General features: G+C 45.9%; 14 protein-coding genes. 2 read left to right on the forward strand and 12 right to left on the reverse strand.

What is annotated here, in order from left to right:
- The first annotated feature begins 21 nt into the window (after nt 1–21).
- Nucleotides 22–1,263, forward strand: coding sequence for an MFS transporter (locus LZG94_RS01120; protein ID WP_233790068.1), 1,242 nt, complete (start codon nt 22–24; stop codon nt 1,261–1,263).
- 5 nt (nt 1,264–1,268) lie between these two features.
- Here LZG94_RS01120 and LZG94_RS01125 read toward each other — a convergent pair whose 3' ends face one another.
- The 4 genes from LZG94_RS01125 to LZG94_RS01140 form a co-directional block, all read right to left on the reverse strand.
- The gene (locus tag LZG94_RS01125) at nt 1,269–1,613 is read right to left on the reverse strand and encodes a DUF6984 family protein (protein WP_233790069.1); all 345 of its coding nucleotides are present in this window, start codon (nt 1,611–1,613) and stop codon (nt 1,269–1,271) included.
- Nucleotides 1,610–2,644 (reverse strand): hypothetical protein, encoded by a 1,035-nt coding sequence (locus tag LZG94_RS01130; protein ID WP_233790071.1) that lies wholly within the window; start codon nt 2,642–2,644, stop codon nt 1,610–1,612. The genes LZG94_RS01125 and LZG94_RS01130 overlap by 4 nt, the downstream gene beginning before the upstream one ends.
- A gap of 97 nt (nt 2,645–2,741) precedes the next feature.
- On the reverse strand, nt 2,742–6,185 hold the full coding sequence (locus LZG94_RS01135) for a HEAT repeat domain-containing protein (protein WP_233790073.1): 3,444 nt from the start codon (nt 6,183–6,185) through the stop codon (nt 2,742–2,744).
- Between the two features lie 118 nt (nt 6,186–6,303).
- Nucleotides 6,304–6,864 carry a Uma2 family endonuclease gene (locus LZG94_RS01140; protein ID WP_233790074.1) on the reverse strand — a complete coding sequence of 187 codons (561 nt, stop codon included), beginning with the start codon at nt 6,862–6,864 and terminating at the stop codon, nt 6,304–6,306.
- 191 nt (nt 6,865–7,055) lie between these two features.
- Between LZG94_RS01140 and LZG94_RS01145 the strand changes: the two genes are divergently transcribed.
- The gene (locus LZG94_RS01145; RefSeq protein WP_233790076.1) at nt 7,056–8,360 is read left to right on the forward strand and encodes a hemolysin family protein; all 1,305 of its coding nucleotides are present in this window, start codon (nt 7,056–7,058) and stop codon (nt 8,358–8,360) included.
- A gap of 42 nt (nt 8,361–8,402) precedes the next feature.
- On the opposite strand, the gene LZG94_RS01150 is transcribed toward LZG94_RS01145, so the two are convergent.
- The 8 genes from LZG94_RS01150 to atpG all read right to left on the reverse strand — a co-directional run bounded on the left by LZG94_RS01150 (nt 8,403) and on the right by atpG (nt 14,277).
- Nucleotides 8,403–9,092 carry an SDR family NAD(P)-dependent oxidoreductase gene (locus tag LZG94_RS01150; protein ID WP_233790078.1) on the reverse strand — a complete coding sequence of 230 codons (690 nt, stop codon included), beginning with the start codon at nt 9,090–9,092 and terminating at the stop codon, nt 8,403–8,405.
- A gap of 20 nt (nt 9,093–9,112) precedes the next feature.
- Nucleotides 9,113–9,976: a UTP--glucose-1-phosphate uridylyltransferase GalU gene (galU, locus tag LZG94_RS01155; RefSeq protein ID WP_215233945.1), complete on the reverse strand. Its 864-nt coding sequence runs from the start codon at nt 9,974–9,976 to the stop codon at nt 9,113–9,115.
- 140 nt (nt 9,977–10,116) lie between these two features.
- Nucleotides 10,117–11,112, reverse strand: a complete 996-nt coding sequence (locus LZG94_RS01160) for a mevalonate kinase (RefSeq protein WP_233790080.1) — start codon at nt 11,110–11,112, stop codon at nt 10,117–10,119.
- 182 nt (nt 11,113–11,294) lie between these two features.
- Entirely contained in the window at nt 11,295–11,822 is a 528-nt protein-coding gene (locus LZG94_RS01165; RefSeq protein WP_215233943.1) for a YceI family protein, read from the reverse strand.
- A gap of 127 nt (nt 11,823–11,949) precedes the next feature.
- A complete protein-coding gene (locus LZG94_RS01170) occupies nt 11,950–12,681 on the reverse strand; it encodes an outer membrane lipoprotein-sorting protein (protein WP_233790082.1) in 732 nt (243 codons plus the stop codon).
- Between the two features lie 18 nt (nt 12,682–12,699).
- On the reverse strand, nt 12,700–13,068 hold the full coding sequence (locus LZG94_RS01175; RefSeq protein ID WP_233790084.1) for a DUF5615 family PIN-like protein: 369 nt from the start codon (nt 13,066–13,068) through the stop codon (nt 12,700–12,702).
- Nucleotides 13,043–13,267, reverse strand: coding sequence for a DUF433 domain-containing protein (locus LZG94_RS01180; RefSeq protein ID WP_409013232.1), 225 nt, complete (start codon nt 13,265–13,267; stop codon nt 13,043–13,045). Before LZG94_RS01180 ends, LZG94_RS01175 begins: the two co-directional genes overlap by 26 nt.
- Nucleotides 13,268–13,392: 125 nt before the next feature.
- Nucleotides 13,393–14,277 (reverse strand): ATP synthase F1 subunit gamma, encoded by an 885-nt coding sequence (gene atpG, locus LZG94_RS01185; protein WP_233790088.1) that lies wholly within the window; start codon nt 14,275–14,277, stop codon nt 13,393–13,395.
- Nucleotides 14,278–14,328: the final 51 nt, after the last annotated feature.

Below are 14,328 nucleotides of genomic sequence, written 5' to 3' on the forward strand. Positions count from 1 at the left end.
AGTTTTTCAAATAATCTTAAAATGCACTCCGTTACTTCTCCCGAACCAAAATTCAGCGCGGTATTGACAATACCGGTTATCGTGGTTTCCCTCGGCTACTTTGTCGATGTTTATGACCTGCTACTTTTTAATATCGTGCGGGTGCCGAGCCTGAAAGATCTTGGATTGAGCGAAGAAGAGATTTCAAGAATAGGCGCCAATATCTACAACTGGCAGCAGGCGGGTCTACTGATCGGCGGGTTTCTGTGGGGTATCCTGGGTGACAAGCTGGGCCGGCGCTCGGTGCTTTTCGGGTCGATACTAACCTATTCGATAGCCAATATCGCCTGCGGTTTTACACACAATATCGAATTTTATTCAATGCTCCGATTCATTGCCGGGCTTGGCCTCGCGGGTGAACTCGGTGCGGGCATTACGCTCATTGCAGAGATATTGCCCAAGGAACTGCGGGGTTATGGCGCGTCGGTAGTAGCGAGTGTGGGACTTGCAGGAGCAGTAGCAGCATTCTTTGCAGTGAAGCTAACCGACTGGCGCACAGCTTATTTTATAGGCGGTGGGATGGGGCTGGTACTTTTGGCATTGCGGGTAAATGTGCTGGAATCCATAGTATTTAATAAAAGTCTCGAAAACCGTGGTAGCAAACCGGTCCCTTGGTGGACGATCTTCACAAACTGGTCGCGCTTCGTGCGTTACATTCGCTGCATGGGCATCGGGCTTCCTACGTATATGGTGATCGGTATCTACTCCACTTTCGGGAACGAGTTTGCCAAAGCGCTCGGGATCGCCGAAGAAGTGCCCGCGGGAACTTGCGTGCTGTACACTTACATTGGTGTAGTGACGGGAGATTTTTTCAGTGGTATCTTGAGTCAATGGCTGCGTTCACGCAAGAAAGCGATTTTATTAATGATGGGAATGACGCTAGCCGGCGTGGTCTGGCTGATTTACGGTGGAATTTCCTCCGCCTCCACACTTTACATTTGTTATGCGTGGCTCGGGTTTTCAATAGGCTATATTGCGATGTTCCTGACCACCACAGCCGAGCAGTTCGGTACCAACCTGCGCGCAACGGTCACTACTTCCGTCGCTAATAATGTCCGCGCGACTGTTTTACTTACATTACCTCTGTTCCAGTTCTTAAAACCTGATCTCGGTGTATTGCAGGCCGGTGCATTGGTCGGGTTTCTGTGTTTTGCACTCGCATTAATTTCTTTATCAAAAATGGAAGAGACTTATGGAAAAGAGCTCGATTATGAAGAAGTCTAAGCGACCTATTGCCCTGGTTCTCCGGCGAATATCAGCTTGTCGGGGGTAGGATATTCAATGAGTTTTGAGAAATCCGTTTTCCAGAAATCCAGGTCGAGTAGCTGCCCGTTTTCATCTTTGGTAAGTGTGATCACAACCGGCACATCGTCCTGGTCGACATATTCCGCCTGGATCAGATCGCCTGCATAAGCGTCCACATTTCCGCCCAGACTGATGCTGCCCATCTTTCCACCCTCATATTCATCCACATTTTCATTGATCTGAAAATCATTGATATTGAGGTCCACTTGCTTTAATAGCCTGTCGATCAGTTCTTTTTCGTTTTGTCTGATAGGTCTGATATTGTTCATTGAGAAACTGTTTTGTTCCGCCACTGCTCTGCTTTTCTTCCCACAAACCAGAATGAAAGGGCAAGAATGGCGAAGAATATTCCTTTATTGGTGCGATCCCAGAAGTACTCGAAATACCGGGTATATATATTGACGAGGAAGAAAATGAGGCAAAGATCACGGAGCGTATCCAGCCTGTTTTTGAAAGCATAATAGAGTAACCCTGCGAGCAAAATGGTAAATGCGACTGCCCAATACCAGAAATGTCCCTGCTTTAAAATTTTCCAGCCTTCCCAGTCGGCATAGTTGCCAAAAATCGACAACGTCCACGCTGCCAGCAGAAACAGAAACAGCCCGATGGAATAGGTGATTTCCCTGACGAATTTCAACGAATCAATGCGCTGCACGATCCAGGAAGAGGCCCAGATCGCTAACCCAAAAACGGTCATGCGCAGCGGGTAATTCATTCCAAGAAAGCGAAAACCGCCGTCTGACCAGAAGTAAGTCTGCGCGCCCCACCAGCCGGCGAGGGAAAGGATCATCACCGTCCAAAGCAATGTGGAATGCAGCAAAACTGCGATTCCTCCATATACTATCGCGGTAATAAACAGCGGCACGGCATAGTTGCTGTTTTCATCAGAAAAGCTTCTTGTCCAGTAAGTTACCGCAATGGCAACAGTAAGGATAATCGTGATATTGTAAGCCTCATTGCTGGCGCGGGCCTGCGGATATTTGATTTGCCTTCTTTTTGCAAGAAATACAAAAAAGGCGGAGAGCAGCGAGAATGCGATCCCGAATATGTTTTCCGAAATACCCCACTTCGTGCGCAGCGTTTCGATCCATTTCTCATCAATAACCAGCGCTCCGAATGCAAGTAAGCCGCAGGAAATCGCAGAGATCAGTGCGTAGATCGCGACAGTGTCCACGTTTGAGTTCCTGAGCTGGTAGCTGCTGCGGAGGTCGGCTGCCAGTTCCTTTGATATCTTATTGGTTTCTTCCCAAAACTGAATGGCCTTGCTGACGGTTTCTGCCTCTTTTTTATCTAATTCCATTACAATTTTTAGCGTTGATGAATATAATTTCTATGCCTGCTAATCGCACGGAAAGGGCAAAATAAAGCCCGGATTTTGTCCGGGCTAAAACTATCAATTATTTTTTCAATCCTGATAAAAACTCGACTACATCCCTGATTTCCCTCTTCGACATGATCGAGCCCATTGGCGGCATGCTGGAAGGAACGTTTTCGCGTTTCGCAATCCGCGCCGTCGCAATTTTCAGCGGCTCGGCTTCCGAAGTTTTCAGTACCAGCTCGTGTTCGTTTTCCTGCGCCAGGATTCCCGCCGCGCTGGTTCCGTCTTTAAGCGTCAGCACGACCATTCCGTAACCAGGCGACAACCGCGCGCTTGGTTCTACGAGTGCCTGCAATATTTGTTCACGCGTAAGTACATTGCCAATGTTCGAAAGTGAAGGTCCCACTTCTCCGCCTTGTCCGCCGATCGAATGACACCGGGAGCATTCGGCTGCCGAGCTGGTCAGGAAGTAACGGCGACCCAGTTGAGCATTCCCACCGTACAATGCATCCTGGTAGTCAGCCACAGAAGCGCCACTTGTGCGCAAGGGAGCCAGTTTTGCGATCAGCGAAGTTGACTTAGTTGAATCAATCGCTTCTCCCAAATCCAGCGCAAGGCTTGGCGGCAGTTTTTTATCGGTCATCCTTCCGATCAGATCGGTCAGGATAGTTTCCGTTTTTGCTACCGGCAAACTTCCCAGCACTTTCAGCATTTGCTGTTGTTCTCTTACACTGCCTTTTTCAAAAATCGCGTTTGAAATATCAGTAAGCGTTTCTTTTGACATAGTCACACTTCCAACCATACCCAGGGCAGCAGTACGCACGTCAGCATCGGGATCCGTCATACCCTTTTTCATAACAGTTTCCATCCCTGAATATTTCAGGTTATTGAGCGCCACGAGCATTGCCGCGCGCACTTTCGGATCCTTGTTATCATTCAGGATTTTAGCAAGAGATTCATTGCTTTCAGTTATGCCCAGATTTGTCAGCATTTGCGCAGTAGCGATCAAAACAGTCGGGTCACTATCCTGCAAAAGGTCAGCAACAATCGGTTGAACTTTACCTTTGATCGTAGCCGCGTTTCTTTCCACCACACCCCGGTAGCGTCCATCCACACGATCCATTACCGACGGGCTCGCCCAGGTTCCGAGGGTAGCAAGTGCCTCAGCCCTGATCTCCTTTTCCACGTCCGTGCGTTTTGCAAAAGCAATCAGATCGTTCAATTGCGCATCGCCGCCTACTCTTAATGCAGCATTGATCGCGCGGCGGAGTAACGGTTCGGATTTGAAGTTCTTATTGTTTAAAGTAGCTGCAAGTGCAGGTAATGCATTTGGGATTGAAAGGTCGTCATTGATCGCACGGGCCGTTTCTGCTACGATATATTCATCTTTGTCTTGAAGAAAAACGCTGATCTTGTCATTTTTCATTCTGCGCAAAACCAATACAGCCGCTGTACGAAGCGATTTTTCGGGACTGTTTGAAAGTGCCAGAATTGGTTCGGCTTCTCCAATACGTGACAGTGCCAAAACGCCAGCGTGACGAATATAAACGTCCTGGTCATTATTCGCTTTAAGCATATTCAATATCGGCGTAACTGCCTCTTTCGACTTGAAACGACCTAGTGCTTGCGCCGAAAAGAACTGTGCGCGTGGATTTTTACTTGAAAGCATCGGGATCAGCATCGGGCCAGCTTCCGCAATGCGCGCATCGCCCAATACCTTGGCAGCTTGAACTGCAATTTCTTCATCCGAATCTTTCAGTAATGTCATTAACACATTCGCGTAAGACTTATCTGTGCTTGCCAGTTGGCCCATTCCCCATATTCCGTGGATCCGGCCGAATTGATTTGCAGTTTGTGCGATCGCCTTGCTCAACACCGGAGCGCCTTTTGCGCCGCGTGAAGCCAGCTCAAACTGCGCTTTCTGCCGGATACGCATATCTTGGTTAGATAACAATTTCAGCAGCATATCGTCATTTTGCTCGGGATAGTTAAGCTGCATTAGTTTTTTAGTCTCAGCACGCAGCGCTTTCAGGTCATTTTTTTCTTCGGTTACATCCAGTTTCCAAACGCGTCCGTAGTTTTTAGTATCCCAGCCATTGATCCAGTCAGCCACATATAATGCACCGTCAGGACCGAAGCGAATGCCGGTTGGCAGAATGCCGGAAAGGATATTTTTTTCACCATTTAAAACAAAAGAAGCTCCTTTCGGTTTCAGTCCAAATGCCCAGATCGGCGAGCGGGCGGGGTTCCCTACGAATTCAACCAGGAAGAATTTATTTTTCCATTCCGAACCTAGCGCTGTACCCGGATTGTATTGCATTCCGGTCGGGCCATTTTTGAAATTCTGGATCGGTGGAATAATATATGCAGCCTGACCTTCCCAGCGCGGTTTGAACAGCTGTTCGTCCATCCACACTTTATAGTTGTTGTTCTTTGGATCTGTATATTTTCCATACTGCCAGTTTGACCGCCAGCCTGCATCAGAACCTTCTACCACGTGTACCAGACGCTCGCTTTCTCCCGGATGATCACCATCGTTATCGGAGCTGATCAGGTTTCCATATTCATCAAAAACAAACTCGTGCGTATTGCGTAGTCCGTGTGCAAAAACCTCGAAATCGCTTCCGTCCGGGTTAGAACGCGCGATAATACCAGAATTAGGATGCTCGTGTTTCACACCTTCGGCTGTTGTGATATTGGCGCCGATATCACCGATATTCCAGTAGATCTTTCCGTCTGGACCTTCAATTGGATTAGACATACCGTGTCCACCGAAGCCAATATGTACCCCATAACCGTGGCTGATCGACGTTTTTTCGTCAAGCACACCGTCGCCGTTTGTATCTCTCAGTCTCCACAAGTCCGGCGCGATCGCAACAAAAGCATCTTTCGCGCGTATCAGCAGCCCACCGGCTACGTCACTTACTTCTTCAAAGAAATCGTCCAATATTCTTGTCGAAACATCGGCAATACCGTCATTGTCCGTATCCTGAATCTTCCAAACCTCATCTTTTTCTACTGCCAGATCTTTCCAATCGTGCGAGCCGTCGCCGTTGAGGTCTTTCAGCCAGTTATTCTCCTTGCTTTTTTCGGGTGCAAAAGTGCTGCGCAGGAATGCACGGCGCTCCTCCACAGTTTGCAGGCCGATAGAAGCTGTCATCCAGTTCTGGTGACCGCGAATGTCGAATTCCGAGTTTTTCTGACGATTGGTACGGTTGAGGTAGACATTACCCCAGTCATCCATCGCTATTGCAACAGGATCGGGTGCAAGTGAATCCGACGCCCAAAGGTCGAGTTTCAGACCGTCAGCGAGTTTAATCGAAGTTTTTTCACGAATTTCTTTCGCCCTTGCTTTTCCGGTCGCCGCATCTTCCTTGATAATAAGTGCGGTGCTATTCGTTTTAGAAGTCTTGCCCGCCTTGTAAGTTGAGCCGGTCGGCGCCATTTTCATACAAGACACCACAACCACCGTGGTCGCAGCAAGAAGTAGTAAAGGTTTTTTAAGTTGGATTTTGGGGATCATTGAGATAATTGCTTATGCGGAATAATGTGTTTTCATTGAGAAAACGCATACAAAGTAATCAAAAAGCTCGAAAAATTGAGCTTTTTCTAAGATAGAACTGAGAGGGAATGGGATTTATTTAAATGGAAGTTGAAAGGAGATCTCTGGCTGAGATCGCAAAGTCCGGCATAACCGGCGCGGCAGAGCATATATCCAAATCCGTACAAATGAAGACGTTTTTGCGGGAGGTATAAACGTACACCACCTCATTTTCAGGGTAAATGTGCCAGACAACTTTTACATTTGCATTGAAATATTCGACTAGTTTTTCTTCAACGTTTTCAGCGTCATCGGTAGGGGAGATCACCTCAATCAGAAATTCAGGTATAGGTTCTTTATCCGAGGTTACAGAAGCATCAATTTGGGTTCCGCTGAAATAGGCAAGGTCCGGGCGCCGCATTTGAATGCCGCTTAGCATTACATCCTGCTCCATAATTAGCGCAGACCCTTTTTGAAAAGCGACAGTCCTGTAAAATAACTGCTGCAGACGCCTGATGATAAACAAATGCTTCTTTTTCAATTTCCCGAATCGAATAATTTTACCGTCGTTCCATTCATATTTAAAGCCATCGACGGATTCCCACTCCTGAAATTCATCCAGGGTGCGCGGTAAAACTGATGATGGGGAACGAAGTATCATAACTGACTGAGTTGTTATAGTTACTTTGCAAATGATCAAATAGACTAGCATAAATTTACTAATCCGTACATTACTATCAAAGTCATCGTGGCGGCACTGAAATCCCCCGGTTAGCAGAAGGATTTCTCAATGGTATAATTTTTTGTTAGAATGCAGCTTAGTGCGCATTTCGTTACTCTTAAACTTCTTGAATGGCTATCCAGGTCTTAATTACATTAGTGCTCGTTCTGTTGAACGGTTTTTTTGTTGCTGCTGAATTTGCTATCGTGAAAATCCGGGCATCTCAATTGGAGCAAAAGGCGCAGGAGGGTAATAAAATGGCCATTTTATCCAAAAAAATTGTCGCCAATCTCGACGGATATCTCGCTGCGACGCAGTTTGGAATTACGCTGGCGAGCCTTGGACTTGGGTGGATCGGGGAGCCGGTTGTTTCCAAGATATTGATCGGTGCCATGGAATTAGTCGGGATTTCTCTGGATCCGGAACTCGCACACCAGATCGCATTACCCACTGCATTTGCGATTATCACCGTTTTGCATATTGTTTTTGGCGAATTGGCGCCGAAATCCATCGCTATTCAACGCCCGGAAGCCACGACGCTGGTATTGTCTTACCCACTCCATATTTTCTTCCTGGTTTTCCGACCTATTGTTTGGATTCTGAATGGGATAGCCAACTTCATCTTGAAAGCCGTGGGTATCAGTCCGTCGCACCGAAGTGAAGTGCACAGCAGCGACGAGCTTCGGTATCTGGTTCAGCAGCAAAAAGATAGTGGAATGATAGAAGCAGCTGATTATGATTTGATTAAAAATGCATTCAACTTCTCCGAGCGCCTTGCCAGGCAGGTTATGATCCCGCGACCACAGGTGGTAGGTGTGGATATCAACGATTTCAATGAGGTCAAACTTGAGAAGATAATAGAGGAAGGATATTCAAGAATCCCGGTTTATGAAGATACCCTCGACCAGATCGTCGGTGTGCTGCATTTGAAGGATCTGCTATTAAAAATGCGACAAGGAAAGGATATCGTATTGCAGGAGCTCGTAAGGCCGATTTCTACCGTTCACGGGTCAAAACCTATTGGCGCATTGTTGCGAGATTTCCAGGTTAACCGTCAGCAAATGGCCGCAATTGTGGATGAATATGGCGGTTTTGATGGCATTATTACAATGGAAGATATTTTGGAAGAACTGGTTGGGGAGATCCAGGATGAATATGACAACGAAGCGCCGGTTCTTAAAAATGAAGGCGATAACAGCTTTACGGTACAAGGATCGATCTCAATTCAGGATTTGAACGATCGGTTGCCGCACGACCTGAGCAAGCACGCCGACTATGAAACATTGGCTGGATATCTTATCTGGAAATTCGGTCGCATTCCGGCTGTCGGTGAAAAAATCAAGACTAAACATTTTGAATTTACCGTGCTTAAAAAGCAGCGTAGCATGATCAGTCAGGTGAAGATTACGGTTTTGGAGAGCCAGGAATTATTTTAACTAAACTTTCCCAGTCAACGAAAAAGATCTGGAACAATTAGCCTACGCCTGATTGTAAAGCTTCAAGACAGTTTCTCTCATTTTGCCGCCTGTTTCACTGAGGATAAATGCAATACCCTCGGCCGTGTCGGCAGTCGAAATCCACTCGCTAAAATCAGAATCCGGCATTGCTTCCCGGTTATCGGGCGTGTCAATAATGCTCGGAACAACAACCGAGGCAGTGATATTGCTGGCTTTCCCTTCTGCATTGATCATGTCAGCCATTTGAAACAGCAGCGATTTCGATAGGGTATAAGCAAAACTTCCAGCGCCCTGAGCGGCTACAAGCGCCGGGCGTGCGCCGATAAATATGAACTGGCCACCTCCATTTGCTTCAAAATGCGCTTTTAGAGGTTTTGCCAGATTGAATGCCGTCGAGAAGTTCATTGTGATCATCTTCTCAATATCGGCGGGCGTTGTGTCGGCTAACTTTCCTGGTGCAAAACCTCCGGCCAGGAAAATACCCGCATTGATCCTGCCTGCTTTTTTGGCAGCATTTTCAACAAAACTCAAAGCCTGCGCTTCGTCTGAAAGGTCGGCAGGGTAGGTGGAAATTGTTTTTTGGTCAAAGTCTTTCGCCTTTCCGGAATCTCTGATATTAATATGTAAACCATAACCAAGCCCCGAGAGTTTTTTCAATACCTCTCCGCCCAGATTACCGGTCGCCCCGCTGATAATGATCTGTTTTAGCATGGTTATGGTTACTATTAAAGCTATTTATCCAGAATTTCAATCAGGAATTTGCGGAAAGGCTCTGCAAACTCTTTTCTTTTCAATGCAAATTCCACTGTCGTTTTAAGATAATCCAGCTTGTCGCCGATATCGTGCCGCTTGCCTTCGATATGGTGCGCGTAAATGTTCTCGCGTTTCAAAAGCAGCAACAGCGAATCTGTCAGCTGGATCTCGTTATTTTTTCCTTTTGGCGTTTGCTCGATGGTATTAAAAATTTCCGGAGTAAGAATATACCTTCCAGCAATCGCCAGATTCGAAGGTGCAGATTCGATCGAAGGCTTTTCAACCAGCGTCGACAGCTCCATAATGAAGTCACTGAGCGTTTTTCCACCCACAATACCATACCTATTCACTTTGTTGGCAGGCACTTCCTCCACCGCGATCACCGATCCGCCATATTGCTCGTAAGTGTCCATTAATTGCTGCGTCACCGGGATCACCGAATCCATAATGGTATCGCCCAGTAAAACTGCAAACGGTTCATTTCCAACGTGATGGCGCGCGTAATAAATTGCGTCACCCAGTCCGTTTGCTTCCTTCTGGCGAACAAAATGAACATTTGCCATATCGGCAAGGCGGCGCATTTCATTGAACCAAAGCAGATCTTCTTTCTCTTCCAGGCGGCTTTCCAGCTCCACATTCCGGTCAAAATGGTCTTCAATAGCCCTTTTTCCTTTACCCGAAATGATCAGGATATCTTCAATACCCGAGTCAACTGCCTCTTGTACAACATATTGAATAGTAGGAATGTCGATAATCGGAAGCATTTCCTTCGGCATCGATTTGGTAGCTGGTAAAAATCGGGTTCCAAGTCCGGCAGCAGGTATTACGGCTTTGCGAATCATATTGAAGTTGTATTTTTTGGCTGTTGGCTGTTGGCTGTTAGCTTTTTATAAATAAAATGTATTAGTATTGAACTATCGGTTCGTATTAAGTTTTCTCGCTAAAAGCTAAAAGCTAAAAGCTAAAAGCTAAAAGCTAAAACTCAAACCACAAACGGCTTAATAACCCTTGCGTTGTGCTTTTTCAGCTGCACGAAAAGTTGGTTAAGCATATCGTCGTCGCGGTAAATACCGATGATCGTACCGCCGGAACCTGCGAATTTGGCTGAGGCGCCACATGCCCGCGCCGCGTTGATCAGCCTTTTGTTTGAGTCGGGTACATTATAAATCTGACAGCGTAAGTCGAAATTTTCGTTCATTAACTGGTGCAGATCGTCCGCCCGGCCTTCCATCAATGCTTTTTTTCCGTCTTCCGCTTTTTGGGCAATCTTGCCAAGTACGTCGATCACGTGCGCTTCGCCCCGGTCGAATCTCGTTCGCACGTCGCTGTGAACCTTTCCTGAAACTTTGCTCAGATTGGTATTATAAGCGACATATAGCTTTGGAAGCAGCTCAGGATTAATGCGTTCGTACAATCCGTGACCTTTTTGCTCGATCATATCCTTGTCAAAATCCATGTACACGCAGCCTTCGTAGCATTGAATCACGCGATCCTGCAAGCCGGCTGTAATACCAAGCTCTTCCGTTTCGGTGACCATCACAAGCTGCGGGAGAATTTCTATCGGAATCTCAACTTTGTAAAACTGCATTAATGCACGGAAAAGCGCGACTACGATCGCACTTGATCCTGACATACCCACCTGCCGGGGAATGGACGAGCGGTAGCGAACCGTGAAGTTTTTGTTCGGCAGACGGATACCCTGATCCTCGCAATAATCGCCAAACTTCTTGATACCGGCTTTGATCAGCGGAATTCCACCGTTATAACCCAGCATACTAACCGTATCGCGCAAATGGAAAATGCTCCGGAATGTGCTTAAATCCTGTGGCTGAGCCTCAATATGTAGCTCCGGGGACTCGTAAAGTGAAATGGAAGCACCGAAGTTCCTGACGGAAATCGATATGGTTTTCCCAAAAAAACCGTCAGAAGGATTGCCTAATAACCCTGCGCGGGCGTAGGCGCGTGTTTCAATGATCAAGGTAAAGTCTTTTTTTGCTAAAAGTAATAACTTCCTGACGATACAAAGCCATTTCTACCCCCGCCTGCAAATAGTCCAGCATTTAAAATTCTCGAAAGAATGCAAGCCAACCCTTGCTAAACAAAAAAAGCGGGACAATTGCTTGCCCACGCTTTCTGGAAGAGTCTGGTTTACTTTAATATTTATTGCTTCGCTACCTGGATGTTAGCGATCAGTTTTACATCGTCTCCAACTACCACGCCGCCCGCTTCGGTTACAGCGCTCCATTCAAGACCGAATTCTTTCCGGTTGATTTTGCCCACCACTTCAAAGCCAGACTTATTATTTCCATAGAAATCCGTCATGTTGCCACCGTATTCCACTGCGAATTCGAATGGTTTTGTAGTGCTTTTAATAGTCAGATCGCCCTTTAATGTATAGCTGTCACTGCCTGATTTTGCCAGTTTACCAGTGAATGAAATTTTCGGATATTTTTCTGATTCAAAGAAGTCACCTGATTTAAGGTGTTCGTCGCGTTGTGCCTGATTGGTATCAATGCTGTTTGTATCAGCTGAAAACGAAACAGTCGCGCCGTCGAAATCTTCTGTTTCGGTCACTACCGATCCTTCGAAAGTCTTGAATGCACCTGTAACTGTTGAGATTACAAGGTGTTTCACTTTGAATTGAATTTCTGAATGTGTTGGGTCGATAACCCAGGTTGAAGTAGCCATAGCAAGTATTGTTTATGTATGTAATAACATTTAATGTATATACATGTAAATTTGAGGAATAGTTTCCTAACAACAAAAAAATCCCGCACAAAATGTACGGGATCTATCAAATTGACTTTCTTGATTATCAGTTCGGCATTGCGAAAATAGCGGGATCGATCTTCGGATTGACTTCCAGCGTTTTAATATGGAGCGCCATTTTGGTGCCGGGCATAGCAGAAGTAGACACTTCGGAAGTAAAAGGATAATAGATGCCGTCAACCTGGCGAAAATCTGACTGCACATTTTCAGATTCAATATCCTGTCCGTTTACATTGGTTTTAGCAATTATTTTAAGGATATAAAAAGTGTCTTTTGAAATGTAGTTCACGCGTTTCACACCATTTTTCAGTGTCATCGTAACCTTGTAAACTTTGGCACCCGCTAAATCTTCTTCACCGTCGAGCGTCAGCTGATATCCTTTTTGCTTGTAGTTATATAATCCCGTCAAATCCGTCTCCGATGCCATCGACTTCACAGCTTCTTCGGGAAGAGCAGTAGCTTTGTTGTTTCCGGTCATCGGGTTGATAGACCAGCCGGTATTTCCGTTAATCGCCTGCACGATTGTTGCTCCCTGCACAGTGGTCTCACTTCTGAAACCCTGATTTTGAATGATCGTGGTATTAATAGGTACCTGCATATTCATCACATCCATTTCGGCAGTGATTTTCATGCTTTGCAGTTTGGACAGTTTGTCTTCCCCACCCATTGCCTTAATATGCTTCGCCACGATTTCATCGACATTCTGCGCAGAAATCGTCTGAAAAACTCCGGCCGAAAGCAGCAGGAAGAATATGTTTAAATAGGTTGTTTTTCTCATTGTTGGATTGTTTGTTAGTTAATGAATACCCAGTATTTCTTCCGGAAGCACTGTGATTAATTTATAGGTATTGCTGAGATCTGCGATTACCTGCCAGTTTTTGTGAAGCAGCTTGAAAAGGTTTCCCGCCTTGATATTCCCGAGCTGAAAGTAGATTACGCGAGGAGGTGGGGTAGAAGTGCTGATTCGAATCGAAAAATCTGAATCTCTCGTAACTATTGTTAGGCTCCTCTCCGTAGCGAAATTCCAGATCTCTGAGTCCAGCCATTCATCATTTAAGTCCCGCTGGTGAATAAACTCATCTGAATTCCATAACGAACAATGATATGGAAGATTGACGTCGATCAGGTATTTCGGCATATTACGCTGCCACCGGATAACTTGCAAAGCTTCGTCCAGCCATTTGAGCGGCAAAGCTCAGGCAAGCATCAATATCTGGGTTTTCCAGAGACGGGAATTGATATAAAATTTCGTCCCTGCTGTCACCTGCGGCCAAATGTTCAAGAATAGTCTGAACGGTAATCCTTTTACCGCGTATTGTAGGTTTACCATTGCATAAATCCGGATTCAATGTAATCCTGTCCATTATATTGACCATAATCCTGTCGGTTTTCTGGTGAAAGTAGTGATGTGTATTTTACAAATATAGCAACAAAAAAACGAGCGAACATTTATGTCCGCTCGTTTTGTATTGGATCAGTTTCCTGATTTCTAGTTTTTCAGCGCCTCGGCTCCACCTACGATTTCAAGGATTTCCTTGGTAATCGCAGCCTGACGGGTACGGTTATAAACCAGTTTCAAATCTTTCAATAGCTCCTGGGCATTTTCAGTCGCCTTGTCCATTGCCGTCATCCTCGCACCTTGTTCGGATGCATTGGAATCCAGAACCGCTCTGTACAATTGAATTTTAAGTGATTTTGGAATCAACTCAGTTAAAATCTCTTCCTCGGAAGGTTCGAAAATATAGTTAACCTCTGCTTTTTTGCTGTTCGCTGGCCTTGTTTCGGTCGGGATCGGCAAATACCGGTCTGCGTGAATGATCTGCGTTGCTACGTTTTTAAATTCGTTATAAACCAGATCCACAGCATCATAGCGACCATCAGTAAATGCTTTCATTATCTCCTCGGCAGCGAGTTTCACATTAACGAAACTTAATCTTCCGAACAAATCGGTATAACCGATATTCACGAGCATTCCGCGGCGGGTAAGTGACTCAGCGCCTTTTTTCCCGATCGCAAATATCTCAACATTCCCCTTGCGAGCCTGTTCAGCATATTTTTGATCGATCAGTGCTAGTGTCGCTTTAATGATATTGGTATTAAAAGCACCACACAGCCCACGGTCAGAAGTGATCACGACGATCAGAACTTTCTCAACCGGGCGTATTGCTTTTAATGGACTGTCACCAGAAGTTTCGGCTCCGGCAGAAACAGTCGCAAGCATTTCACTCAATTTCTGGGCGTAGGGGCGCATTTGCATGATACCGTCCTGAGCCCTGCGCAGTTTCGCAGCAGCGACCATTTTCATCGCCTTTGTGATCTGCTGCGTAGAGTTTACCGAAACAATTCGGCTACGTACTTCTTTTAAGCTTGCCATTATTTGGAAGTTTAAAACATATCCGGTGCCCGCACCGGTGGATATAAATGG

This window comes from Dyadobacter sp. CY343, assembly GCF_021390335.1.
Taxonomy (GTDB): Bacteria; Bacteroidota; Bacteroidia; order Cytophagales; family Spirosomataceae; genus Dyadobacter.

What these genes read in the sequence shown, in the direction of transcription:
- LZG94_RS01120 (WP_233790068.1), top strand. Translation starts at nt 22, where the DNA reads ATGCACTCCGTTACTTCTCCCGAACCAAAATTCAGCGCGGTATTGACA.
- LZG94_RS01125 (WP_233790069.1), bottom strand. Translation starts at nt 1,613, where the DNA reads ATGAACAATATCAGACCTATCAGACAAAACGAAAAAGAACTGATCGAC.
- LZG94_RS01130 (WP_233790071.1), bottom strand. Translation starts at nt 2,644, where the DNA reads ATGGAATTAGATAAAAAAGAGGCAGAAACCGTCAGCAAGGCCATTCAG.
- LZG94_RS01135 (WP_233790073.1), bottom strand. Translation starts at nt 6,185, where the DNA reads ATGATCCCCAAAATCCAACTTAAAAAACCTTTACTACTTCTTGCTGCG.
- LZG94_RS01140 (WP_233790074.1), bottom strand. Translation starts at nt 6,864, where the DNA reads ATGATACTTCGTTCCCCATCATCAGTTTTACCGCGCACCCTGGATGAA.
- LZG94_RS01145 (WP_233790076.1), top strand. Translation starts at nt 7,056, where the DNA reads ATGGCTATCCAGGTCTTAATTACATTAGTGCTCGTTCTGTTGAACGGT.
- LZG94_RS01150 (WP_233790078.1), bottom strand. Translation starts at nt 9,092, where the DNA reads ATGCTAAAACAGATCATTATCAGCGGGGCGACCGGTAATCTGGGCGGA.
- galU (WP_215233945.1), bottom strand. Translation starts at nt 9,976, where the DNA reads ATGATTCGCAAAGCCGTAATACCTGCTGCCGGACTTGGAACCCGATTT.
- LZG94_RS01165 (WP_215233943.1), bottom strand. Translation starts at nt 11,822, where the DNA reads ATGGCTACTTCAACCTGGGTTATCGACCCAACACATTCAGAAATTCAA.
- LZG94_RS01170 (WP_233790082.1), bottom strand. Translation starts at nt 12,681, where the DNA reads ATGAGAAAAACAACCTATTTAAACATATTCTTCCTGCTGCTTTCGGCC.
- LZG94_RS01180 (WP_409013232.1), bottom strand. Translation starts at nt 13,267, where the DNA reads ATGGACAGGATTACATTGAATCCGGATTTATGCAATGGTAAACCTACA.
- atpG (WP_233790088.1), bottom strand. Translation starts at nt 14,277, where the DNA reads ATGGCAAGCTTAAAAGAAGTACGTAGCCGAATTGTTTCGGTAAACTCT.